The 25,232-nt window shown below is 43.4% G+C and carries 18 protein-coding genes and 1 tRNA gene; 16 read left to right on the top strand and 3 right to left on the bottom strand.

Translation table 11 applies throughout. From position 1 onward, the window contains the following. Positions 1–59 precede the first annotated feature (59 nt). Positions 60–131: transfer RNA gene (locus ACZ5A8_RS01330), tRNA-Arg, on the bottom strand. Between the two features lie 171 nt (positions 132–302). Between ACZ5A8_RS01330 and ACZ5A8_RS01325 the strand changes: the two genes are divergently transcribed. From ACZ5A8_RS01325 to ACZ5A8_RS01265, 13 genes are all read left to right on the top strand, one after another. After that, a complete protein-coding gene (locus ACZ5A8_RS01325; RefSeq protein WP_464531791.1) occupies positions 303–1,487 on the top strand; it encodes a redox-regulated ATPase YchF in 1,185 nt (394 codons plus the stop codon). Positions 1,488–1,601: 114 nt separating this feature from the next. Further along, on the top strand, positions 1,602–2,276 hold the full coding sequence (locus tag ACZ5A8_RS01320; RefSeq protein WP_464531790.1) for an undecaprenyl diphosphate synthase family protein: 675 nt from the start codon (positions 1,602–1,604) through the stop codon (positions 2,274–2,276). A 6-nt stretch (positions 2,277–2,282) separates the two neighbouring features. Continuing rightward, positions 2,283–2,819, top strand: a complete 537-nt coding sequence (locus ACZ5A8_RS01315) for a DUF5817 domain-containing protein (protein ID WP_464531789.1) — start codon at positions 2,283–2,285, stop codon at positions 2,817–2,819. Positions 2,820–3,354: 535 nt separating this feature from the next. Then, positions 3,355–4,329 (top strand): DUF128 domain-containing protein, encoded by a 975-nt coding sequence (locus ACZ5A8_RS01310; protein ID WP_322225190.1) that lies wholly within the window; start codon positions 3,355–3,357, stop codon positions 4,327–4,329. A 95-nt stretch (positions 4,330–4,424) separates the two neighbouring features. Next, positions 4,425–5,087, top strand: a complete 663-nt coding sequence (locus ACZ5A8_RS01305; protein ID WP_464531787.1) for an MBL fold metallo-hydrolase — start codon at positions 4,425–4,427, stop codon at positions 5,085–5,087. 457 nt (positions 5,088–5,544) lie between these two features. Then, the gene (locus tag ACZ5A8_RS01300; RefSeq protein ID WP_464531786.1) at positions 5,545–6,288 is read left to right on the top strand and encodes an ABC transporter ATP-binding protein; all 744 of its coding nucleotides are present in this window, start codon (positions 5,545–5,547) and stop codon (positions 6,286–6,288) included. Then, positions 6,270–7,493, top strand: coding sequence for a SufB/SufD family protein (locus ACZ5A8_RS01295; RefSeq protein WP_464531785.1), 1,224 nt, complete (start codon positions 6,270–6,272; stop codon positions 7,491–7,493). Before ACZ5A8_RS01300 ends, ACZ5A8_RS01295 begins: the two co-directional genes overlap by 19 nt. A 704-nt stretch (positions 7,494–8,197) precedes the next feature. Continuing rightward, positions 8,198–9,910 carry a circadian clock protein KaiC gene (gene kaiC, locus ACZ5A8_RS01290; protein WP_464531784.1) on the top strand — a complete coding sequence of 571 codons (1,713 nt, stop codon included), beginning with the start codon at positions 8,198–8,200 and terminating at the stop codon, positions 9,908–9,910. Positions 9,911–9,929: 19 nt separating this feature from the next. Next, positions 9,930–10,439: a circadian clock KaiB family protein gene (locus tag ACZ5A8_RS01285; RefSeq protein WP_464531782.1), complete on the top strand. Its 510-nt coding sequence runs from the start codon at positions 9,930–9,932 to the stop codon at positions 10,437–10,439. A 78-nt stretch (positions 10,440–10,517) separates the two neighbouring features. Next, on the top strand, positions 10,518–10,877 hold the full coding sequence (locus ACZ5A8_RS01280) for a circadian clock KaiB family protein (RefSeq protein WP_464531781.1): 360 nt from the start codon (positions 10,518–10,520) through the stop codon (positions 10,875–10,877). Continuing rightward, positions 10,864–11,250, top strand: coding sequence for a circadian clock KaiB family protein (locus ACZ5A8_RS01275; RefSeq protein ID WP_229387411.1), 387 nt, complete (start codon positions 10,864–10,866; stop codon positions 11,248–11,250). Before ACZ5A8_RS01280 ends, ACZ5A8_RS01275 begins: the two co-directional genes overlap by 14 nt. 28 nt (positions 11,251–11,278) lie before the next feature. Further along, positions 11,279–13,837: a PAS domain S-box protein gene (locus ACZ5A8_RS01270; protein WP_464531780.1), complete on the top strand. Its 2,559-nt coding sequence runs from the start codon at positions 11,279–11,281 to the stop codon at positions 13,835–13,837. A 135-nt stretch (positions 13,838–13,972) separates the two neighbouring features. Continuing rightward, on the top strand, positions 13,973–17,203 hold the full coding sequence (locus ACZ5A8_RS01265; protein WP_464531778.1) for a PAS domain S-box protein: 3,231 nt from the start codon (positions 13,973–13,975) through the stop codon (positions 17,201–17,203). Positions 17,204–17,421: 218 nt separating this feature from the next. Here the strand turns inward: ACZ5A8_RS01265 and ACZ5A8_RS01260 are convergent, their stop codons facing one another. Then, positions 17,422–19,050, bottom strand: a complete 1,629-nt coding sequence (locus ACZ5A8_RS01260; RefSeq protein ID WP_464529695.1) for an IS1634 family transposase — start codon at positions 19,048–19,050, stop codon at positions 17,422–17,424. Between the two features lie 231 nt (positions 19,051–19,281). Here ACZ5A8_RS01260 and ACZ5A8_RS01255 point away from each other — a divergent pair, with 231 nt between their 5' ends. From ACZ5A8_RS01255 to ACZ5A8_RS01245, 3 genes are all read left to right on the top strand, one after another. Beyond that, a complete protein-coding gene (locus ACZ5A8_RS01255) occupies positions 19,282–19,641 on the top strand; it encodes a MarR family transcriptional regulator (RefSeq protein WP_464533977.1) in 360 nt (119 codons plus the stop codon). 5 nt (positions 19,642–19,646) lie between these two features. After that, entirely contained in the window at positions 19,647–20,264 is a 618-nt protein-coding gene (locus ACZ5A8_RS01250; protein WP_464531777.1) for a 4Fe-4S binding protein, read from the top strand. Between the two features lie 69 nt (positions 20,265–20,333). After that, positions 20,334–23,384 carry an FAD-binding and (Fe-S)-binding domain-containing protein gene (locus ACZ5A8_RS01245; protein WP_464531776.1) on the top strand — a complete coding sequence of 1,017 codons (3,051 nt, stop codon included), beginning with the start codon at positions 20,334–20,336 and terminating at the stop codon, positions 23,382–23,384. Between the two features lie 174 nt (positions 23,385–23,558). Here the strand turns inward: ACZ5A8_RS01245 and ACZ5A8_RS01240 are convergent, their stop codons facing one another. Continuing rightward, positions 23,559–25,214, bottom strand: coding sequence for a hypothetical protein (locus tag ACZ5A8_RS01240; protein WP_464531774.1), 1,656 nt, complete (start codon positions 25,212–25,214; stop codon positions 23,559–23,561). Positions 25,215–25,232: the final 18 nt, after the last annotated feature.

The raw sequence follows: 25,232 nt of genomic DNA, 5'->3' as shown, positions 1-25,232 counted from the left end.
GATAAAGACACAATGAATCTGAAATGAATGATCTAAGAATAATCAAAATTAAAAGTTTACGTCCCGACTGAGACTTGAACTCAGGTCTAAGGCTCCGCAGGCCTCAAGGATATCCACTACCCTATCGGGACGCAAGCGAGCACCACTGATAAGCACATCCTAGGATATAAACTTTGTTACTGAAAAAATAGCTGAACCTGCAATGCATCTTTCTGTTTCCTCTGAAAAGTGCGTAAAAAAACCTATTTCCACGGCTTCAATATCAATAAAGATTAAATGCAACAAGTTCGTTTTTATAATTTATGTCGATGACCATAGGCCTTGCAGGAAAGCCCAATGCGGGCAAATCCACTTTCTTTAAAGCGGCTACCCTTGCAGATGTCGAAATTGCAAATTATCCTTTCACAACTATCAATGCCAACCACGGCGTCACATATGTTCGGACTGAGTGCCCATGTAAGGAGAAGGAAAAAACGTGCGGGAAGTGCGCGGACGGAATCAGACTTGTTCCTATTGACATTATAGACGTCGCAGGGCTTGTACCGGACGCATGCAAAGGGAGAGGGCTTGGAAATACGTTCCTGGATGAACTCAGGCAGGCCCAGGCAATAGTTCACGTTGTAGATGCCTCAGGCGGGACAGACTGTGAGGGCAATCCTGTAGAAGTAGGAGACCATGATCCACTTGAGGATGTGGTTTTCCTGAACAGAGAAATTACAATGTGGCTCTATGGGATTCTGGAAAGAAATTGGGTGAAGCTTTCCAGAAAGATCCAGGCAGAAGGGCTCAAACTTGAAGTAGTAATTTCAGAGCAGCTTGCAGGAGCAGGAATAAAGGAATCTCACGTAAGTGCTGCCTTAATGGACACAGGGCTTGCAAGGACGGATCATATTAAATGGACTGAAGAGGATATGATCCGGCTCTGTGATACTATGAGAGAGGTCAGCAAACCCCTGCTTATCGCTGCAAATAAGGCAGATATTGCCCCAAGAGAAAACCTGGATAAACTAAGAGAACTTGACAGGATAGTAGTACCTACCAGTGCAGCAGCCGAACTGGCTTTGAAATCAGCGGCAAAGAGTGGGATAATCGGGTATGTGCCAGGAGACAGCAACTTCAAGGTGCTTACAGAGGAACTTACAAAAGCCCAGAAGAAAGGTCTTGAAGCTATCCATAAAGTAATTGAACGGCTTGGCACCACCGGTGTTCAGGAGTGTATAAACAGGACTGTCTTCGAACTTCTGGACCTTATTGTGGTATATCCTGTAGAAGATGAAGGAAAATGGTCCGACAAAGTAGGGAATATGCTTCCTGATGCTTACCTTATGAAAAGAGGATCCACCTGTCATGACCTTGCATACCAGATCCATACCGAGATCGGAGATCGTTTCCTCTATGCGGTGGATGCAAGAACAAGACTCAGGCTTGGGGAAAAGCACGAACTGAAAAATGGGGATGTAATTAAGATTATATCTACTGCAAAGTAACCTGCGGTAAAACAAGCCAAAAAGACTACATATACGGGAAGGACCTGAAGCTTGAGATGAAAAATGAAAAACAAATCCTGGGCCATTTAAGGCTTTTTGTAGAAGGAACACTCAATGGACCTGCTTTTATTTGGTCATCCTCTTTATGAGAGGTACCTGGCCTGGCAAATAACGAGATCAACTACAAAGACCCCGGCGCATGTAGCTATCATACTCAAGGAAACCGACCTCCTTGAACACAAAGGAATTGAAAAGCTCCTGACTGCGATCCTTACGTTCAGAAGGTTCAAGGTAGAACTCGTAAGCATCTATGTGGACATTCTTAAGGCTGACCAGTCGGTGAAAACCGAGATTGCATCAACTCTTGGAGCCAGGCTGGAAGAATATTTCATAGACCTCCCTTCCGGGACAGGCTATGAAATATATGGACTTGAAGGTGAAGTAAAGAGTAGCCGGCAGAGCAGGGATTTTTTTGTATATGTATCACTTGGTTTCGGAGGAAGAGGAGAAATAACCAGGGCTGTAATTTCTATTCTTGAGGAGGTTAAGGCGGGGCATACCAGACCTGGAGAAGTGGACGAAAAAATGCTTGAATCACACCTTCTTGTCAAGCATGAACCTGACATAATGATCCGTTCGGGCGGTCAGAAGCTTTCGGATTTCCTTGTCTGGCAGTCCGTATATTCGGAACTGTATTTTACGGACGTCAACTGGAACGATGTGAGAAGGATAGACCTTCTGAGAGTGATAAGAGATTTCCAGAAAAGGCAGAGAAGGTACGGAAAGTGAGAAAATATGGAGTTTGGAGAAAAAACCGGAAATTTGCGTTATGTTATTATTGTATGCCCTAAATGCAGGCAGCATGCCCAGATAACCGAAACCGGAAAGAAAACTCTTAGATGCCAGCACTGCGGAGCCCTTCTTCAGGCGCGGAAACTCAGAATATTCGGTTCTTTCGAAGAGTTATCCGAAGCTGTGGACTTCAGGGCCCATCTGCAGGCTGAACTTTCCGGAAAAGGAAAAGAAACTTTTTCCCTGAAAACCCTTCCGAAAGAAACCGAAAGCTCAGGCTCCGGAGGTCAAGCCACAAAAAAAACAGCTCAACATCCAGTGTCCGGAACTTCTTCTGGAAGCACAGCAGCTAAAAAAGACCAGAAATCAATTCTGAGTGAAATCCTTAAAGCTTCAGATGGAAAAATGAAAATCGAAGAGCTTCGTGAAAAAGCTCTGGAGAAAGGGGTAAGTGAGGAAAGATTCGAGACAATTATGAAGAAACTCCTGGAAACAGGAGAACTTTACTCTCCAGAGCCTGGGGTTGTAAAAATTATATAACTATAAGTGGTCTGACCGGTTAATCAATAACTTAATTGATTATAAACAGCGTGATGATTATTATTGAGAATTTCTATTAGAACTTATTAGCGATATCTCTTTCCAGGAATTTGTTACTGATGGTTCATCACTGATAATTTATTATTGATAGTCTTGTGCCAGGAATTTATTATTCGTAAATTTACCTATTAAAATTGTCATTTTAACTGGCTGCCACTTTAAATGACCTGCGTAAATAAGACAAACTTATATTAAGTACGAAAAGATTTACTATAATTGAGTATTTAAAAGCAGGACTGAATCCGTTTTGTGCCGTCGAGAAATAGCAAATTAGATTCAAAAATAATTATTGATCCGGAACTTCCTGTAAAACTCGTAGAGACGTCCCGGAAACTGCTTATTAAAACTCTACTGAAACCACTTAGTTTACTCATTGAGACCACTCACAAAATATTCAATTTGTGGTCTTTGTGATTTTATCACGATTATCCGTAAAGTTTACGGAATTAATACAGGGTATAACGGTGTTATAAACATGATGGATCCGCAAATAGAGAGAAAACTCATTGAAATCATGAGGGTGATTCACGAAAGTGACAAACCTATAGGTGCCCGGGCCATAGCCGACGAACTGAACAACCGGGGCTATGATATAGGAGAGAGGGCTGTCCGCTACCACCTGAGGATCCTGGATGAGAGAGGGTTTACACACAAACATGGATATGCCGGGCGTACGCTTACGGATCTTGGAGAAAGCGAAATGAATGATGCCCTTATAGGGGACCGTTTTGGCTTTGTAATATCCAGAATCGAAGAGATGGCGTTCAGGACCACATATAACCCCGAAACAGACAAAGGCGACGTCATAGTAAATATCTCCTATTTTGACAAGGACGACTTTGAAACTGTTATAAATTTGATTTCTTATACGGCCCATTCAGGATATATGATAAGCCCGAGAGTAAGAATCTTTGAAGAAGGCTCCGACCCTGAAATACCCCTTCCTCCGGGGAAAATAGGAATTGCTACGGTGTGCAGTGTCACTTTTGATGGGCTTCTCCTGAAAGCAGGCGTCCCGGTAGAGCCCGCCTATGGAGGAATACTCCAGATAGAAAATAGAAAACCGGCACGTTTTCTTGACCTGATCTCCTACAGCGGAACGTCTATTGACCCGATAAAGATTTTTATGAATAGGGCTCCTACATCAGTTCTTGAAGTACTTGAGAAAGGGGAAGGAAAAATTCTTGCCAATATGCGGCAGATAAATGCCTCTGCCTATGATATGACAGGAGAGATTTTGAAAAGGGCAGAAAAAGTGGGTCTGGCAGGCTGCATTACTACAGGAGAAATTGACGAATTTTTACTTGGAGCCCCGGTTGAAACCGGAAAGTTCGGAGTTGCAGTAGTGGGAGGAATTAACGGGATCTGTGCCCTTGAGGAAACAGGAATTGAAATTGAAACAAACCCGATTTCCACTGTACTGGATTACCGAACAATGTCAGAAATATAAACCGGGTAATATGAACCGGGAAACACAAACCTGGGAATATAAACCGGCTACGTGTAGAAAGATAATCAAAAATGCTGAAAACGTGAGATCGGTAGATGCTCAGGCTGACAATACTATATGATAACGAAGCATGCCCTGGTTTCACAGGAAGCTGGGGATTTTCGGCTCTACTTGAAACAGGCAGAGAAACCCTTCTATTCGACACCGGATGGGATGGGACTCTGCTACTGAAGCATATGGAGAAAACTGGAATTGATCCTGCCTGTATAGATAAACTGGTCCTTTCCCATCAGCACTGGGACCATATAGGCGGTCTACCCGAGATCCTTTGCGCAAATCCCGGACTCACGGTATATGTTCCTTCATCTTTTTCAGAGAATCTCAAAAGGGAAATTAAGAAGAGGGCTAACCTTGTAGAGATAAGGGAAGCAATAAGAATATCTGATGAGATCTGGAGCACAGGAGAACTGGGAGATAAAATAAAAGAACAGTCTCTTGTCCTGGACACAGAAAACGGGTCCTATGTGCTTACAGGCTGTGCTCACCCGGGCATTGATGCAATCATGGATGCTGCTCTTTTTCATGGGGATATTAAAGGAATTATTGGAGGGCTTCATAATAGCGAGAAGTTTGAGAGGCTTAAAGAGATGGAACTGATAGCATCCGGACACTGCACAGCCCATAAAGAAAAAATAAAGAGCGCTTTCCCCTCAAAATATACGGAAACTCGGGCTGGCATGCGCTTTGAATTCCATTAAGAGTGACACGCTCCTTTTCCGAAAATATTATATTTCAAATCGTTATTTTTGTTTTAAACAGCTACTTTCGTTTCAAGTAGCTACCCTCGTTTCAAAAAATCATTTCTGCTTAAGAAAAATTACTTTCGTTTAGTTCTATAGTGATTTCAGTTTTTGTTTTCTATATTAGATAGCCCTTAGCTTGACCCTTTAATTTTAAAAGAGGTCACGGAGACATTTAGAAACATATGGTTAGAAATACAATGTCCTCCAACAAGAATAAAGGAACTTGTGCAGATAACCGGAGATCAGATAGAATTGCCAGAATACTCTGATCTTTGTTATTATTTCTGCCATACATAATAGAAATTACATATCTATAGTGTATTAAAAAGGCGCACTTCGAACGCTACTTCTCGGATACGGAGAAAGAAACAGGGGAAACCGTATCTAAAATGAGATAAAGGGAGAAACATCGATGCTGAAGATAGAAGACCTGACTGTAGAGGTCAACGGAAAAACTTTGCTTCATGACGTGAACCTCGAAGTTGAAAAAGGGTATACAAACGTGCTTTTCGGACCAAACGGAGCCGGAAAGTCAGCCCTCATGAGGACAATCATGGGCTTTAGCGAGTACAGGATTGTGAAAGGCAGTATACTGTTCAATGGAGAAGATATTACAAATCTTCCAGTAGATGAAAGAGCCCGCCGCGGGCTGGGTATAATGATGCAGCGCCCGCCGGATATGTCAGGAATTAAACTGAGGGACCTTGTAAAAGTAGCATCGAAAGGAAAAAAGGACCCTGAAAAACTTGCCGAAAACCTTGATATGAACCGCTTCCTGGACAGGGACGTAAATGTGGGATTTTCGGGGGGGGAAATCAAACGCTCCGAACTTCTGCAGCTTGCAGCCCAGGACCCGAGCCTCTACTTGCTGGACGAACCCGAGTCCGGAGTAGACCTTGTAAGCATAGAACAGGTAGGATTGACAATAAAAGGACTGCTCGACATAGGGATAGACTGCCCTGGAGAAAGGTGCAAAATGGGAAAATCAGCCCTTATTATTACCCACACAGGCCAGGTCCTGGATTATGTACAGGCAGATAGAGGATATATTCTCTGTAACGGGACGGTCATGTGCTCAGGAAACCCCCTGAAAATGCTGGAAGAAATAAAAAACAAAGGGTACCAGGAGTGTATTACATGCAGACTGATGAAATGAGCCTTAAAAAGAGAGCCGAAAGCGCAACTGAGAAAAAAGCGGCTTACGGAGAGGATTTTGAACTGGAAAAATATGAAAAAGGCTCCAAGGTCAGCAAGCCTATTGAAGACCTCCGGACTCTTGACGAGGAAAGCAAAAGGACCCTACTTCAGGTAGGGGTGATCCCGAGCGAAGAGGGCAGATCAGGCAGTTTTCTGGTAATGGATAATGCAGTCTCACATTCTTCACTGAAAGATGAGAATGTGGAACTAATGTCCACGCATAAAGCCATGGAAAAATATGAGTGGCTCAAAGATTACTCCTGGAAACTGGTGCAGGTGGACGCTGACAAGTACACTGCGAAGACCTACCTTGAAGATGCGGACGGCTACTTTATCCGGGTGCCTGCTGGAAAGAAATCCGCAATGCCTGTCCAGACCTGCCTTATGCTGGGAAGCAAAAAGGTATCCCAAACAGTGCATAATATTATAATCGTCGAGGAAGGAGCAAGTCTTGACATAATCACAGGCTGTACCTCCAAAAAAGGAGTGGAAGAGGGGCTGCATATGGGGATTTCCGAGATGTACGTAAAGAAAGGTGCCACTCTGAATTTCACAATGATCCACAACTGGGCTGAACAGATCGGAGTCCGCCCGAGGACAGTTGTCCATGTGGAAGAAGGAGGGACTTACGTAAGCAATTACATTTGCCTGAAACCCGTACGCTCCGTACAGACATACCCGACTGTCAGGCTCGAAGGAAAGGGAGCAGTGACCAGGCTCAATACCATAGCAATTGCGCACCCGGGCTCCGTACTCGACCTTGGAAGCAGGGCTATTTTCAATGCACCTGGAACGAGAGCCGAACTAATTTCGAGAACGATTACCATCGGCGGGAGGCTGATTGCACGAGGTGAGATGATAGGCAATGCAAAGGGTGCAAAAGGGCACCTTGAATGTAAAGGACTTGTCCTTACCGACAAAGGGAGCCAGCTCGCAATTCCTATCCTTGAGGCAAATGTGGATGACATCGAGCTTACTCATGAAGCAGCCGTAGGAAAAATTGCCAAAGACCAAGTCGAGTATCTGATGGCGAGAGGGCTTACCGAAGAAGAAGCCGTTGGAATGATTATAAGGGGTTTTCTGGACGTTGGGATAAGGGGAATCCCGGAAGAGTTGAAGAACGAAATCGAAAACACAATTACACAGACAGCTTTCGGAATGTAAGTCAGGTAGACGGGGAAACTGCAATGTTTCCCTCGACAAGCTGCTATCCGGAAAAAACCTGCCTGCAAAAGGGAAAGTAGAGAGCCTATGGGAGAGGCATGGAGAAGAAGGCAGGTTTTTCCGGATCAGGTACAGTTTAATCGAAAAAAAGGGTGTGTGGATCCGGCAGGGGAAAAGGAGAAACCTGCCGGCATCTTGTGGAGTATATGCAGATTTTAATGAGCCGAAAGCATATTTAAAATCAGGTTTCTTTGTGGAAAAAAACCTCAAAGCAAGCAAGCTCATTAAACCTTAGTTTGCAGATTGGATAGGGAGTATAAAAATATTACTGTACAATTGATTTTAGAAAAAATAAAATGCAAAAATTCCCAGGGATCTATCTTTTTTCTTTAAAATTTATTATAGAAGAGAAACCATTTAGTGAGAAAAAAGTTTCGGAAAGATTCCTGTTCTCATAGGTGAGAGTTATGGGAAAATTAAATATAAAAGAAATAGAAATTTTAAGTTTTTTCTACTGGTTGAAGAGATTATGACAAATAAAAAATCCTCACCAGGAACGATGATTTGTTTCTAAGAATATAAAGCCCGATCATCTTTTAAAAAACAGTCTTACATACTTAAAGTACCAATACTGAAAGACTTAATGAAAAATAAGAATTTATAATAATGTATGTTACTTATCAGAGTATTACAAGGGGAATTTAATGATTGAAGAAAAGGACAGGATTTTAAAAGAGAAGAGTCTGGAGAAGGCCCCAACAGGCATAAACGGTCTGGATGATATCACTTATGGAGGGCTGCCGAAGGGTCGCACAACCTTGGTATACGGGAGTGCAGGCTCAGGAAAGACCCTTATGGCAATGGAGTTTCTGGTTAAGGGAGCTCAAAAGTACGGCGAGCCGGGCGTCTTTATGGCCTTTGAAGAGACTGCTGAGGATCTGGCTGAGAATTTTGCCTCTCTTGGGTTCGATCTGGACGACCTGGAAGCCAGGGACAGGCTGCTGGTTGATTATGTCCACATTGATAAAAGCGAGATAGAGGAAACAGGCGAGTACGATCTGGAAGGCCTGTTTATAAGGCTTGGTCTGGCAATAGATTCCATAGGCGCAAAACGTGTAGCTCTGGACACATTAGAAGTTCTGTTCTCAGGATTCAAGAACGAAGCCATACTGCGCTCTGAGCTTCGCAGGCTTTTCCGCTGGCTGAAGGATAGAGGTGTAACAGCCATAGTTACCGGGGAACGCGGAGAAGCATCCCTTACCAGATACGGGCTTGAAGAATATGTTGCAGACTGTGTTATCCTCCTGGATAACAGGATGGAGGAACAGATATCAACCAGGCGCCTGAGGATTATTAAGTACAGGGGCTCGAAACACGGCACCAACGAGTACCCCTTCCTGATAGAGGAAGACGGAATATCGGTCCTGCCTATCACTTCACTGAGCCTGGAACACGAGGTGTCTACAGAGAGGATATCGTCAGGCATACCGCGTCTGGATACAATGCTTGGAGGGCAGGGTTACTATCGCGGCACCACCATACTGGTCTCAGGAACAGCCGGCACAGGCAAGACCAGTTTTGCATCCCAGTTCTGTATAGCTGCCTGCGAAAGAGGAGAGCGCTGCCTGTATTTCGCATTCGAGGAGTCTCCAGACCAGATAGCCAGAAACATGAAATCCATAGGGATAAACCTCCCGCCCTACCTGGATTCCGGACTTATGCAGATACATGCCTCAAGGCCCATGGCCTACGGCCTGGAAATGCACCTAATGGGCATGCGCAAGATCCTGGACACTTTTAACCCGAATGTCATTGTCATAGATCCTATCACAAACCTTATCAGTGCAGGTACCGAGATCGATGTTAAGCTCATGCTCACAAGACTTATCGACTACCTGAAGTCCAAAAACATTACCGCTATATGTACCAGCCTTGTGCAACACGAAAGTACCGAGGGAATTAATGCTCAGGAAATATCCTCCCTCATGGATACCTGGATTAACCTCCGCTTCTTTGAGAGTAATAATGAGCGCAACCGTGGCATCTCTGTTGTTAAGTCAAGAGGCATGGCGCACTCAAACCAGATCAGGGAGTACATGCTGACTGACCACGGAATAGAGATTCGGGATGTGTACCTGGGACCTTCAGGAGGTCTGCTTATGGGTTCGTCCAGAGATATCCAGGAAGCTAAGGAAACAGCCGAAATTGCAGCTCAAAGTAAGAATGCTGCGCGCAGGAAGAGAGAACTGGAGAGTAAGCTCAAATCTCTGGATGCCCAGATAACAGCATTGAACTCTGAGTTTGAGGTGCAGAAAGAAGAACTGGATAAGCTCAGCTCTGAGGAAGCACTCAGAAGTAATGCGCTAGCCAAAGACAGAAGCGAGATGGCTAGAATAAGAAGGGCCGACTTACACTAGACGAACAGCGGAGGTCTCGATGGGTGATACAGAGCAGACGAGTGATTCGGCCATGCATGCCCAGTACGATGAGGGTGTTTATGAACTTAAACTCTATGTGGTAGGCAATAACAGGAAGAGCCAGCTAGCTTTCGATAACCTGAAAGATATCTGTAATAAATATCTCGAGGGAAAGTGCCGTATCGAAGTCATAGATCTCATAAAGAATCCAGGTCTTGCCAGAGCAGATCAGATAGTAGCTATTCCCACTCTCATTAGAAAGAATTACCCTGGCAGGAGAATAGTAGGGGATCTCTCTAATCAGAAGAAAGTCCTGGAAGCCCTGGATTTGAGAATCTCCAGTTTCATAGGTGTTGTTAATGAAAAAGGCCCTGTAGAAAAAATCTCCGAAGAGGAACCGAAAGCTCGTATCGTGAGGAGCAAGAGGTCGAAAGACGATCTTCAGCCTTACATCGGCAGTGGTTTATGCGGGCAACGATCTCAAAACCTGGACAAATGGACATTTTATTTGCCTTATAGCCCGTGTTAAATAATCGAGGGCCCAAACTGCATAGAAGAGGCCCGCCCGGGAAAGTAATTCTTCTTAGGTTTAAATGGTGGAAATTCGATGGAAGACGAAGCACAAAATGACAACGGACCTGAGCTTGTTGAGTCCGATACTACGCCTGACCCGGAATTTTATATCCTGAGGTTATATGTGGCAGGCCAGACTAAAAAGAGTTTGACAGCCTTCGCAAACTTAAAAGAAATCTGCGAAGAGCATCTTGGCGGCAGATACAGGATCGAGATTGTAGACCTTCTGGAAAATCCACAGCTAGCCAGAGGAGACCAGATACTGGCTGTCCCAACACTGGTTAGAAGGCTTCCCCCACCTATAAAGAAAATTATAGGAGACCTCTCGAATACTGAGCGCGTCCTTGTAGGCCTGGATCTACTCCCTGTGGGGGAAGCTAATGTCCAAAAATGAAGAGACCGAAAAATCGGATGTCAAGGATTCCACAGCCGCCTTTGAGGAAGCTCTGGCTAAAACGAAAGATAAAAAATACGTTCTGCACCTGTATGTTGCTGGGATGGGGCCCAAATCCATACAGGCGATAGATAATATCAAGCGCATATTTGATGAGTATCTGCCCGGCAAGTACCAGCTGGAGGTTATCGATATCTATCAGAATCCGGTCTTCGCCAGAGAAGGTCAGATAGTAGCAGCTCCAACCCTTATAAAAGAGCTTCCCCCGCCTTTGAGGAAGCTCATAGGCAGCATGTCAGATACTGAAAGGGTTCTGTTAGGAATGGACCTGATATCCAAACCTAATGAAAATGATGAAAAACAACAAGAGTGATCGACGTTTGGGGAAGGACGTTGTAAATATGAGTTCGAAATTGGCAAAAGGTCGGGGGCCTGTATCGTATGAGGCATTGGCAAATAAGAATCATGCCTTAGAGGCTGAAATACAGGATCTTAGAGCACGTCTGGAAGAGGCTGAAGAACTCAAGCGTGCCATCAGTGAAGGGGATCTCGATGCCCTGGTGATATCCGGACCTGAAGGGGAGTTGATCTTCACCCTGAATAGTGCCGATCAAGCATATCGTGTCCTTGTGGAGACAATGAATGAAGGCACTGCCACCCTGGCTTTCGATGGCACTATCCTTTACTGTAACCGTCAATTTGCAGAACTCGTGAAGCTGCCTTCAGAGGCTGTAGTAGGCACATCTATCTATCGATTCATTGCGCCTGAGAACGCTATCAAATTTAAGGCACTCCTGAAGCAGGAGGCAGGCAGGGGGGAGATCAATTTCCAGGCTGGGGGAGGCACTTCTTTGCCCGTGTACCTATCCATCAGCTCATTAAAATCCGAAGGGTCTCCAAACGCCTGGTGCCTTGTGGCCACAGACCTGACCGAGCAGAAAAAAAATGAAGAAATAGTTGCTGCTGAGCGTCTGGCTCGATCTATCATAGAGCAGGCTGCCGAGGCTATAGTAGTCTGCGACACATCGGGAAGGATAACTCACTTCAGCAATGCCGTGTCCAGGATCTGCAGGTGCGATCCGACGTTCCAGATATTTGAAAATCTTATAGATGTACAGTTCTCAGAAGGAGAAGACGCCGGTAAAAGTATTCTTCCTGTTTCTTCTGCTCTGAAAGGGTCTGCCATTCTAGGAATGGAAGCGGTCTTCGAACTTGATAACTGCAATAATTTCCACCAGAAGTACCACTTACTTTTAAACTCAGGACCCCTGAAAAATTCCAATGGCAAGATCATAGGCTGTGTGGTGACTCTTACAGATATCACTGACCGCAAGCGAACGGAAAAGGAACTGCGTGAGGCATACGAACGGATCCAGACTCAATCAGAGAAATTGCGGACATACAACGAAGAATTGAGGACTCAATCTGAAGAACTCAAGGAAGCTAATGAAGCATTGAGCGAGAGCGAAAAACGTTTCCGTACATTAGCTGAAAATTCTCCGGATATAATTGCTCGTTTTGATAGACAAAAGCGCCATATATATGTTAATGCTGCTGTTGCAGGACCTTATGGTCGATCTCCAGAAGAAATTATTGGAAAAACTCAGAGTGAACTGGGAAGGTATTCCGGGCAGTTAAAGTTTCTGGAAAAACATTATGAAAAGGTTTTTGCTACAGGAAAACCCGAAACAGTAGAGTTCCAATACGTATCATCTCAAGGAAAAGATTATTACTTAAACACAAAAATAGTGCCAGAGTTTGTTGACGACAAAGTGACTTCCATTCTTGCTATCTCCCGTGATATCACAGACATTAAAGTAGCAGAAGCTAAGTTGAAGAAGACGCTGGATAATTTAGAAAATCTAGTTAAAGAGCGTACATCTGAACTTGAAGAAGCTTATGAGTCATTAATGGAGAATGAGGCAAGACTCAATGAAGCTCAAAAAATAGCTCATATTGGGAATTGGGACTGGAACATCTTAACTAATGAATTATACTGGTCTGATGAAATTTATCGTATTTTTGGACTTGATCCTCTTCAATTCGGTGAAACTTACGATGCATTTTTAAGTTATGTACACCCGGATGACCGAAACCGTGTGAATAATGCCGTTAAAGAAGCATTAAACGGAAAGCCCTTTAGAACTGATTATAGGATTATCTCATCCTATGGAGAAGACCGCATAGTCCATGCAAATGGAGATTTCATTTTTGATGAAAAGCGCACCCCTGTTCGAATGAGAGGAACAATCCAGGATATTACCGAGAGCAAGAAAGCTGAAGAAGCTCTGGAAAAAATAGATAAAATCCGGATAAAAGAAATTCATCACAGAATCAAAAACAACTTGCAGGTAATTTCTTCTCTGCTGGACCTCCAGGCTGAGCATTTCGAGGATGAAAAGGTTATTGAGGCTTTCAGGGAAGGTCAGAACCGTGTAATCTCAATGTCCCTTATCCATGAAGAACTCTATAAAGGCGAAGGAACTGATACACTGGACTTTTCAGCATACCTCCAAAAGCTAGCTAAAAATCTTTTCCAAACTTATAGCCTTAGCAGTAAAAATATCCGCCTGTGCATGGATCTGGAAGAAAATGCATTCTTTGATATGGATATTGCTGTCCCATTAGGAATAATTGTTAATGAACTCATTTCCAATTCCCTAAAACATGCATTTACTGAAAACGATGAGGGGGAAATCCGAATTCAGCTTTGCAGAGAAGAAAAGAATGACGAAATGCATAAGTCCCTTTTCAGTTTGACAATTTTAGATAATGGAAAAGGAATCCCTGAAGACCTGGGAGTAGAAAGTGCTGAGTCACTTGGCTTACAGTTAGTGTACATTCTCGTTGACCAGCTGGATGGAGAAATCGAGCCTAAACGAGATCATGGAACGGAGTTTAGAATTACGTTTAACGTAGTGGAAAGATGTGTGCTCCCCGATGGTCAGTTAATAGTATGAACGGTCAAAAGGCTTCCGACACCTTTGAGAAAGCTTATAGGCAGCATGTCGGATGCTGAAAGGGTTCTGGTTGGAATGGACCTGAAATTTAAGAGTAAGAAAGAAGAATCGACTTTTTGAAGGACAGTATAAAACATGCGTTCTAAAGTGGGAAAGGGTCAGGAGCCAATACCTTATCAGGCATTGTTAGATGAGAATCACGCCTTATCAGTTGAGAATCATTCCTTACAAGGTGAAGTACAGAGCCTGAGATCACGCCTGGAGGAAGCTGAAGAACTCAAGCGTGCCATCAGCGAGGGAGATCTCGATGCCCTGGTGATACCCGGACCTGAAGGAGAATTGATTTTCACCCTGGATAGTGCAGATCGCGCATATCGTGTCCTTGTGGAGACAATGAATGAGGGCACTGCTACCCTGGCTTTTGATGGCACTATCCTTTACTGTAACCGTCAATTTGCAGAACTTCTGAAGATGCCTCTACAGGCCATAACAGGCACGTCTATCTATCGGTTCGTTGCAGCTGAGAACGCAATCAAATTTAAGGCACTCCTAAAGCAGGAAGCGGGCAGGGGAGAGATAAATCTTCAGTCTAGTGGAGGTATGCATTTGCCCGTGTACCTGTCCGTTAGCTCATTGAAGTTCCATGGATCTCCTAATGCCTGGTGTCTTGTAGCTACAGATTTGACCGAGCAAAAGAAAAATGAAGAAATAGTTGCTGCTGAACGTCTGGCTCGGTCGATCATAGAGCAGGCTGCCGAGGCTATAGCAGTATGTGACACATCGGGAAGGATAACTCACTTCAGCAATGCCATGCCCAAGCTCTGTGGGTGCGATCCGACGTTCCAGATATTTGAAAATCTTATTGATGTACAGTTCTCAGAAGGAGAAGACGCCGGTAAAAGTATTCTTCCTGTTTCTTCTGCTCTGAAGGGATTATCCATTCTCGGAGTGGAAGCGACTTTTGGACTTGAAGATTGTCATAACTTTCATAATAAGTCCCATTTACTTTTAAATTCGGGACCTCTGAGAAATGACAATGGCAACATTATAGGCTGTGTGGGTACTCTCGCGGATATTACTGAGAGTAAACAGGCTGAGGAAGCCCTGCGTAGAAGTGAAGAACGCTATCGGATGCTTTTCACAAATATGACCGAGGGTTTCTTACTTGCAGAGATCATCTGTGACGAGGATGGTAAACCTCGTGACTATCGCCACCTTGAGATAAATCCTGCTTATGAGGTCGTTACGGGCATAAAAGGGGAACAGGTATTAGGGAAATCTAATCTGGAGGTATTTCCTAATGCGAGCCCTGTACAGATTGAAAAGCTAGGTGAAGTGGCACTCTCAGGTCAGTCAACCCGTTTTGAAATTTTTAGCCATGTGGCGGACAAGTATTTTGAGGTTTACGCGTTCAGCCCTAAAAGAGGGAAGTTCGGGGCAATTATTAGAGATATTACCGAGCGCAGAAAGACTGAGGAGGCGCTACGGGAAAGCGAGGAGAAATACCGCAACATCATAGAAACAGCAAATGAAGGTATATGGATAATTGACCCTGAAGCCAGAACTACTTACGTTAATAAGAAAATGGCAGAGATGCTGGGATACAGTCAGGAAGAAATGATTGGCAGATCTGCGTGGGGCTTTACTGATGAAAATGGCAAGGCAGCCGCCAAACAGAATATGGAAAAGAGAAAACAGGGTATTGATGGGAGCCACGAACTTAAACTAATACATAAGAATGGGTCACTTTTATGGACAATTGTAAATGCTAAATCCCTTTTTGATAAAGATGGCAAGTTTATAGGCTCTATGAAGATGCTCACAGACATCACCGGAAGAAAAAAAGCAGAAATTAAACTAGAAGAAACGTTAGACAACTTGGAGAAAATAGTTAAAGTACGTACGGCAGAGCTTGAAAAGGCCTACAATTCTTTGAAAGAGAGCGAAATAAGTCTTTCTGAAGCTCAAAAAATGGCTCATCTTGGAAACTGGGAATGGTATATTGCAACTGATAAAACATACTGGTCTCAGGAAATGTATCGTATTTTCGGACTCAATCCTCAAGAATCAGCGCCACATTACAACGAATTTTTAAATTACATACACCCCGATGATCGAGATTATGTCAATAATAACATTAAAAAAGCCATAAATGGAAGTCCTTTTAGTATTGATTTCAGAATAATTTCAGCGGATGGAATAGAGCGCATAGTCCGCAAGCAAGGCGAAGTTATTTTTAATGAGAAAAATGCCCCTATTGGAGTGAAAGGAACAGTCCAAGATATTACAGAAAGCAAGCTTGCTCAGCAGAAATTACAGCAAAGTGAAGAAAAGTACCGCTCTTTTATACAGAATTTTAAAGGCATTGCTTTCCAGCTAGATAAGGATTTTAATTTAGAGTTCATTCATGGGACTGTTAAAGAAATAACTGGATATACTGAGGAGGAATTAGTTTTTGGGGGGTGGAAACAGGCTATATTGCCTGAGGATTTAAATCTCATCCTTAGAGAAAATAAAAGAATGAAATCTTTTGATGACTATTACGGAGAGTTAGACTATAGAATAAAGTCTAAGGATGGAGATGTAAAATGGGTGCATGACATCCACCAGAAAATCCAGAGAAAGGGCAGAGAAACCATATATACCGGGATAGTATACGATATCACCGAGAAAAAAGAGGCTGAAGAAGCCCTGGCGAAGATAGATAAAATCCGCATAAAAGAAATCCACCACAGGATCAAGAATAACCTGCAGGTTATCTGTTCTCTGCTCAGTCTTGAAGCTGATAAGTTTAGCGATGAAAAAATACTTGAAGCCTTCAGGGAAAGCCGAAACCGTGTAGCTTCAATGGCTCTCATCCATGAAGAGCTGTATAAAGGTAAAGGAGCGAAAAATCTTGATTTTGCAGCATATCTTCGGAAACTGACTGCAGATCTCTTCAGCTCATATAATCTTGGCAATAATATAAACCTGAAAATAGATGTTGAGCAGGTTTACTTTGGCATGGATACTGCAATACCTCTGGGGATTATTGTAAATGAGCTGGTATCAAATACCCTGAAGCACGCTTTCCCTGCCGGAAGGAAAGGCGAAGTTCGTGTAAACCTTTGCAAAAAGGAGAGTTTTGCCTCAAAGTGTGGCATTTCCGGTCCTGGTCCGGATTGTATGGAAAAGAATGGCTTCCATTATATGCTGACAGTAACGGATGACGGAAAAGGAATACCAGAAGAAATAGAGTATCAGGATGCGGATTCTCTTGGGCTCCAACTTATAAATATCCTTGTTGAACAAATAGATGGCTGTATCGAGCTTAGAAGAGATCAAGGAACAAAATTCATAATATGGTTTAATAATATAGATAAATGAACCAGCCATGATTTAGATTCAATGAAATTTCTATTAACCGAGTGTTCCGGCTGAAGATGTACAAAACTCTATTTTTTGAAAACTTTTCATAACTCACCAGTGAGTAGAGACTTCCTTTAAATAATTGATACTGTTGGTGAAGAGTTGATGCTTTTCCTGAGATCATATTTTAGATCTCAAAATACTTGCATCAACCTACATTCGGCAGGTTAACGTAATTAGAGATAGATATTTTCATATTTCTCTCCCATGAGACCCAATATCTTCCAGTGAAGATCCTCCATATTCAGTATTTCTGAATTTACTTCACCTTCTTTCTGAGAAATAAGTTCTGTAATTCCCTGGAAATTGACAAATATCCATCTCATCGTAGGTCTTTTTGTTGGCTTTCCTTTTTGATCTGGAACCGTTTCATTTTCTTCCTCTAATTTTGTCCTTAATTTCCATTCTGCAATTGAATAAATCATTAAGCAGAGAACCATTGTCATAGCCAGTGCTTCAATTCTGCTTTTATTCTTTAGGTAGACTTTCGATATGCTAAATGTATCACTTTTCAAGAATCGGAATCCTTTTTCTACATTGTCCTGTCCTTTGTAATACTTCAGCATCTCTCCCGGAGAAAGAGTGATATCATTACTCGCAAGAATGAAAAGTCCCATTTTCTCCATTTCATTCAAAACAAAAGCATCATTAACCTTTATGCTTCCATCAATCCTGAAATAAGTCTTTAATTCCTCATCTTTAGAAGGTCTGCCTCTTTTACCTGATTCACGTTTTTTAATGGATTTCAAATCAACTTTTTCAAAAACAATAGAAGGGAATTCTTTAATCCATTTCTCTGCAGCTTTTGATGCATCCTCTTCGCAGAAGAAGTCCTCTCCTTTCAGCTTTTTAAAAGCCTTCTCTGCTTTTTCAACCTCTTTGTCAAGTTTCGTCCTGAGAGTTTTCTCTTTCTTCTCCTTCATCTTGTGAGAAAGCAGCAAAACCCACTTTTGTTTGACTCCGCCATATTCCACAAAGGTTTGATAAAAAGAGTACCTCTCATCACTTTTTAGCGTTTTCAGGTTCAGATTTGCAGTTAGCAGTTCCTTTGCCTCGGAAATTGTTGCAGGAACACGACTGATCCAGAATGATTTTCCGATATTCTGGATATTATTGTCTGTGTAAAAGGAACTATCAGCGACATAGTACACTTTGCTTTCAGGTCTTAAAACTGATTTGAGAGACGTTATTGCATCCAGAATTGTGTTTTTGTCGGAAGCATTTCCTGAATGTGTGTTCATGAAAAGAGGTATTCCATGCTGATTAACAATCAAGCTCAGTACAAATTGTTTGAGGTCCCATCTTCCGTTTTTGGGAATTCCAAAAGTAATATCAATAGACTCAGTTTCTTCGTCTTCATAATCACCATAAACGCTGACACTTGTAGTGTCAGAGTGTAAACAGTGAACAGGAATAGGTAGACGAGCCATAATGTGAAGGGTAATTTCCGTAAACAGTTTTGTAGGGCCATATTTTACGATTTTGTCAAGAGTCTCTCCGATAGCATATTGATTCAGGTCTTCTTTTGTTATACCGTCTCCAAAAAGCCTTTCAGTAGAAATGTTTTTGAAAAAATCAGGAAACAGGTACAGACGTTGCCCTATGAAACCTAGACCATTGAGTACCATGGCAAGGATGCAGACTGAGTGAGGAACATTATGATTCCGTTCTTTGGGAAGTTTCTCATCGATCAGTTTGTCAACTTCAAGTTCTCGGAAAACTCCAGCCATAAGACCTAGGTGACCTAAGAACCGTGTACGTTTTAAGGAGGATTCAACTCTTCTACTACTGTTTTTCTCTGCCATGGGATAACCAAGAAAGAGATATAAAATTAATGATATTAATTTATAGGTTTACCTGCCGAAAGCAGGATCAATATTCTGCCTTTTAGTTTTCTATATCGTGCATATAGCTAGGGGACATTAACAAAAAATGATAGTACTTCCTATTTTTACCGGTAGTATGCCGTACTTCCCAGTATATATATATACTCCGGACATAATATTACAGTACTGTAGAAGAGAGGAGGGATTGGAATAATAGACTTTGCCTGTAAAGAATTCAAAATAGAAGACGTAATCAAATGCGCTCTCAATCTTACAAAAGCCGACCTGAATGTAATGAAGTACTTCTTAAACGAACCCGAAAAATGGGTTGATACAGATGCTCTCTCGAAATCTTTAGATCTGGATATTTCTACGGTCCAGCGCTCCGTAAAAAAGCTGCACGAAAAAGAGATTCTTCAGAGGTCGCAGCAGAACCTTGATGGAGGGGGATATGTCTTCATTTACAAAATTCATTCCAAAAATAAGATTAAAAATATCATTCAAAAAATCGTCCAGTCCTGGGCTGACAGACTCGGACAGGAACTTGAACGATGGGAAAACGGAGGTTAATTAAAATGCTCAAAATCACTCCTTACCTGGGAATTCTTGTATTGATCGTTTCTATCGGGGGGCTCTGGTACCCTGCACTCGGGTACTTTATGCTGCTCGTCTTTGCTGCAATTTTTCTGAGCAGCCCTTTCAGAGGAAGATGGTTCTGTGGAAACCTCTGCCCGAGGGGAAGCCTTGCTGATTTCTGGATCAGCAAAATTTCAAAGAAAAGAAAGATCCCTGGAATCTTAAGGAGCCTGTGGGTGCGCCTCCCTATTTTTTTCCTGATGATGGGGTTTATGAGCTACAGAATAGCAAGCGTTTTCGGGAGTCTTAACACATTCGAGAAAATAGGCATGGTCCTGGTCACCATGTGCCTTGTGACTACCTCAATTGCAATCCTTCTCGGAAGTTTCCTGAACCCGAGAGCCTGGTGTTCCTTCTGTCCAATGGGGACAGCCCAGCGCCTGCTCGGAGGAAAGAGGTACCAGCTGAAACTTGAGAAAGACAAATGTATCAGCTGCAAGAAGTGTGAGAAAGTATGTCCTATGCAGCTTAAGGTCTGCCAGAACGAGACAAAACCCGACTGTATCAAATGCGGACGCTGTGTGAGTGTCTGTCCTAAAGATGCCCTTCACTTTTAATTATCAAACTTAATTATTTTCTATTTTTTTCATAGTTATTATAGTTGTAAAATAAGGGGAGCCAGAAAAATGTCAGCAAAAAATGTACCGGAACTTTCAGAAGCCCAAAAAACAGAGCTCACAGAACTCTTCGGGGAATATGTTAACCTTGAAAAACGCGATCGTCACTATTATAACCACGATATAGGAGCCTTACCCCCACTCGTCAAGAAAGTACTGGGAAATACCGACCCTGCTGCGGTCGTAAAAATCCGGACAGAAGAAGATGCAGTAAAACTTCTGGAATTTGCAAACAGGCATAAGGTTCCGGTTGTCCCCCGTGCAGGGGCTTCCTCAGGGTACGGCGGGGTAATCCCGACAAAGGGAGGCGTAGTCGCCGATGTCACATTACTGAATAAGATCATAGACATAGACCCCGAAGGGCAGAAAGCGGTAGTCCAGAGTGGGATTATCTGGGAAAAGTTAGAGAGGAAACTGAAAGAAAAAGGGCTTTCAGTCAGGGCAATCCCTTCAAGTGCTCCGTCCTCGACCGTAGGAGGCTGGCTGGCACAGAGCGGAGCCGGGTATGGGAGTTATGAGTTTGGCTGGGGCTACGAGAGCATGGAAAACGCCCGGGTTGTCCTCCCCAATGGAAAAATAAGGGATTTTTCAGGCTCTGAACTGAAAAAGTTGATAGGGACGATGGGAACCACAGGTATCATCACTGAAATAACCCTGAAAGTCCAGAAGCTCAAAGAGAGAAGAGCTGTTTCTGCCAGTTTCCCAGACGCTTCAGCCATGAAAAAGGCGGTAGAAACAATAAAGGAAAAAAACATTCCCCTCTGGTCAATCTCTTTCCTGAACCCCGAATGGGTGGACATGAAAAATAAATCGCCCCAAAAACTCCACTACGGGGAAATTGTGGATAAGGACAGGCCTGTGTTGCCTGTTGCTTACGTCTGTACCTTTATGTACCCCGCTTCCAGGGACGTTTCCGGCCTGAAAGAAGCAATCGAGAATGCAGGCGGGACAGTTCTTCCTGATGAGATTGCAAAGCACGAGACTGAGGAATGGTTCAAGTCCATGAAGGTTAAAAGGCTCGGTCCCTCCTTCATCCCTGCTGAGATCCTGGTACCTCTTGAGAAGATGGACAGTACTTTTAAAGAAATTGAAAAGAGGATAAAACTGCCTGTGCTTATCGAAGGGATGGTTATCAGTGACGGAAACGTTGTACTACTCTGCTTTATGCGCCATTCCGAGCGCTCCATACTCTTTAATACTGCCTTCGCACTTTCCCTGAGCATCCTGAAAATTGCAGAAGAAAACGGAGGCAGAGCTTATTCTTCCGGCCTCTTTTTCGCCTCGAAGAAAAAGAGCGTATTTGGAGGCAGGCTTTCGGAAATAGAAGCCCTCAGGAAGGAACTCGACCCCAACGAGATCATGAACCCTGAGACCCTGGAAGGAAAAGGGCTCCTGAATACCGCCGTGTCCCTCGGCTCTTCCTTCGAACCCATGGGGAGGATTGTTGGAAATATGTCAGGAATCGGGGAAGTTTCCTTCAAAGATGAAAAAGAAATTCCTGCAGATATTGCCGAACTTGCCTACTCCTGTTCTCAATGCGGGTATTGTGTGAGCGAGTGTGACCAGTATTACGGCAGGGGTTGGGAGTCACAGTCGCCCCGGGGAAAATGGTTCTTTATCAAGGAATACCTGGCTGGCCGGGAAAAACTTGACCATAGGCAGACGAACACCTTCCTTGCCTGCACCACCTGCCAGATGTGTGACGCCCGCTGTGAGCTGGACATGCCGATCGAACATGCCTGGATGACAATGCGCGGAAAGCTGGTTGATGAAGAGAAAAAGATGACCTTCCCACCCTTCGAGATCATGGCTGCAAGCCTCCTGAAGGAAAGGAACATCTGGGCAAACCTCAGCAAAGACAGAGACAAATGGATTCCTGACGACATCAGGGCAAAAATGAAAGACAAAGCCGAGTACGCCTACTTTGCAGGTTGTACCGCCTCCTACGTGGAAAAAGACGTTGCCGTAGGGGCAGTCCGCATGCTCGACGATGCAGGAGTTGAGTTTACAGGGCTGGGAGACAGGGAAGCATGCTGCGGGATTCCCATGCTGGTTGCCGGGAAATGGGATGTATTTGAAAAGGTCATGCGGATGAACGTCTCCAACATGAAAAAGAAAGGCGTAAAAACCGTGATCACTTCCTGCCCTGCATGCTGGCTTATGTGGCACACAGTCTATCCCCAATGGGCGGAAAAACTGGGCATTGAATACGGGCTTGAGACAAAGCACTATTCCGAAGTCCTTGTGGAGCGCCTGGACGTGCTGAAGCCCAAATTCAAGAAACCTCTGAATAAAGTGGTTGCCTGGCATGACTCCTGCCACCTGGGAAGAGCCGGGGGCAAGATATACGAACCCCCAAGGGAACTTTTGAAAGCCATCCCTGGCCTCCAGTTTAAAGAACTTGAACACAACAGGGAACAGGCCCACTGTTGTGGTTCGGTGGTGAGCCTTATTGCCGAGCCTCCGGTTGCATATAAACTTGGAGGTATGAGGCTTCAGGAAGCTGTAGATGTAAACGCAGATATCCTTGCGGCCCTGTGTCCCTGCTGTACGGTCCAGTTCCGTGTCGCAGCCGAGAAAAACAACATGAACATAGAGTCCCAGGACCTCGGCGCCCTTGTGGCAAGAAGCCTCGGCTATGACATCCCGGACACGACAAACTACGCCCTGCAGTCCTGGGTGCCCTTTGAGAAGATGATCGACCTCATGCAGACCCAAAACATGACCGACCTGATGGTAGAACTCCTGCCCCAGATGATGGCCGCAATGCCAGCTCCCCTTCAGGCCATGATGAAGATGGTCAAGTATGTGCCCGGAATGGGTGCCATGATGAAGCCCATGATGCCCATAATGATGCCTATGCTCATGCCTTCTGTCATGCCGAAGGTCATGCCTGATATGCTCAAGGCTGTTGAGAGACGGGTCCCGATGCCTGATTACATGAGAGAGCAGCTCCCGGACCTCATGCCAAAGGCAATGGAAAACCTTATGCCCAACATGCTGCCCGAAATCATCCCTCTGCTGACCCCACGGATGATTGAGTATATAAAAACGCACTAATTCTTCGCATAAAATTTTGCGAAAAAAAAGTCGAAGGGAAGGGGGCAGTTCCTTCGACTTAATTTTTGAGCTGATGCCAAAAATCAAAATTGCTTCATTTCATCTCGTATCATGAATAAAAGTTGCGCTGGCGCACTCCGCTGCAAACCTTGCTGAATGGCGGGAAATAATAAATTACTCAACAATATGGACTTTTTTCAATAAAGGTTCGTGTGTATGACCCATTACATAAATTTGTCTTTTATTTTCCTGTTGACACTGGCAGGCAGCATGAAGGATGCAGGTAAGTCTCCGACAAAGCGTTCCCGAAATCAAACTTTCCCATTCTTTTCGAAGAGGTCCCTCCCACTCCCTTAATTCTGGAAGAAAGAACCCAAATAGAGCAGATGACCAACCAATCACAGCATTTGAGTCCTCGTTGAACACATCGCTTTGGTGGCCATGCTCAGCCCAAATTCCTCTTCGTTCAAAGTGATCTGAAGCTATTTCACAAGGCCATTGAGGTGTCGCTCTGTAACTGTCGTGGTTTCCATAGACAAATTCATGAAATTCTTTTGTTCCATTGATGAGAAGATCAATAGCTTCACTTATGGGTTCGGATGTTTTATGCAGGGTTTCGTTCTGCCAGAACTTCAAAAAACTTTGAGTGTCAGAATCTGAAAACATTTTTTGTGGGTCTATGGTTTTGAACGCCCTTTCCAAACCAAGCCAGAAATCGTAAAGATCTCCTAGCTGAATGAGCTTTACCGGTATTGTTCCCTGCTTCGGATGATTCTTCTGATAATCCATGAGCAACTTAAGAAAGTTACGTAAATCTTCCCCAGCATTCTGGAAAATGTCTACTCCCTTATTTTCTCCGTCTCCGTGGTAATGTTTAAACCAACTAGATGCACTCTCCTCTGTAATCTTCTTATTGTCATACCCTTTATCGATTTTCTGATTCAGCAAGAGTACTTCTAAGATTATTTTTAATGTGTTTAGTATAGTTGCATCACTCAATTTGACCTTTTCAGAGTTATCCAAGTTATTGGACTGCTGAGATTCAAATGAGTTTCCCAATTTTTCTGATATTAGTTTTCTCTTTAATGGGTATTTAAAGAATATTTTTTCCGACAAGTCTATTATTTCCTTTTCCTCTGATTCAGATCCAAGTACTTTGATTTCTTTTTTGAATCTAGTCACATTTTCCTTGATCTCCCTGTTTTTCGCAATTGACTCCGGAGTAACCTCAATTCTTCCATGAGACATACCTTCAAGGTATGTTCTGTCATGGACATTCATAACTGGTGCATGGATATCACCAAGAAAAACAAGGATCTCGTCAGAACTTGGAGCCTCAGATGCTTCATCGGTACAAACTAAAGCGTTAACAATGGTCACAGGTCCTAAACTAGTGGACCCTGACAATATCTCAAGCAATGGTATCATTTTTTGAATATCAAGGTGTTTTTCTACCTCTTTGTCTATGTTCTTGATAAGACTTCCAGAAGTATTTGGGTTTTTAAAATCACATAGAACTGCACCGGAGCCACATACGAGCCCGAAATTACGCCTTCTCGTCCATGCATCATCATCACCAGTGTCTTTGTCTCCTCCCCACCGACCTACGTCCATATAAAGAAATTGACCGATTTCTTTGTATTCAGGCATAGTATCTTTTATTCGTTCTACTAAGTCGATTGATTCTACGACCATCTTTCCGGTTTGTGAGTTCGGATCATTTTTAATAATCGTCAAATTATCGTCTTTATAGTAACCTATTTTGTTAAGATAATCTTCATTGATTTCTTTTTGATTTAGATAAGTGTAGTTTACTTCATTTTTACTCATAATCCAATCTCTCCGTGA

It is taken from the genome of Methanosarcina subterranea (assembly GCF_055385895.1).
The sequence above is the reverse complement of the archived record's forward strand: the minus strand, read 5'-3'. Positions and strand labels throughout refer to the sequence as shown.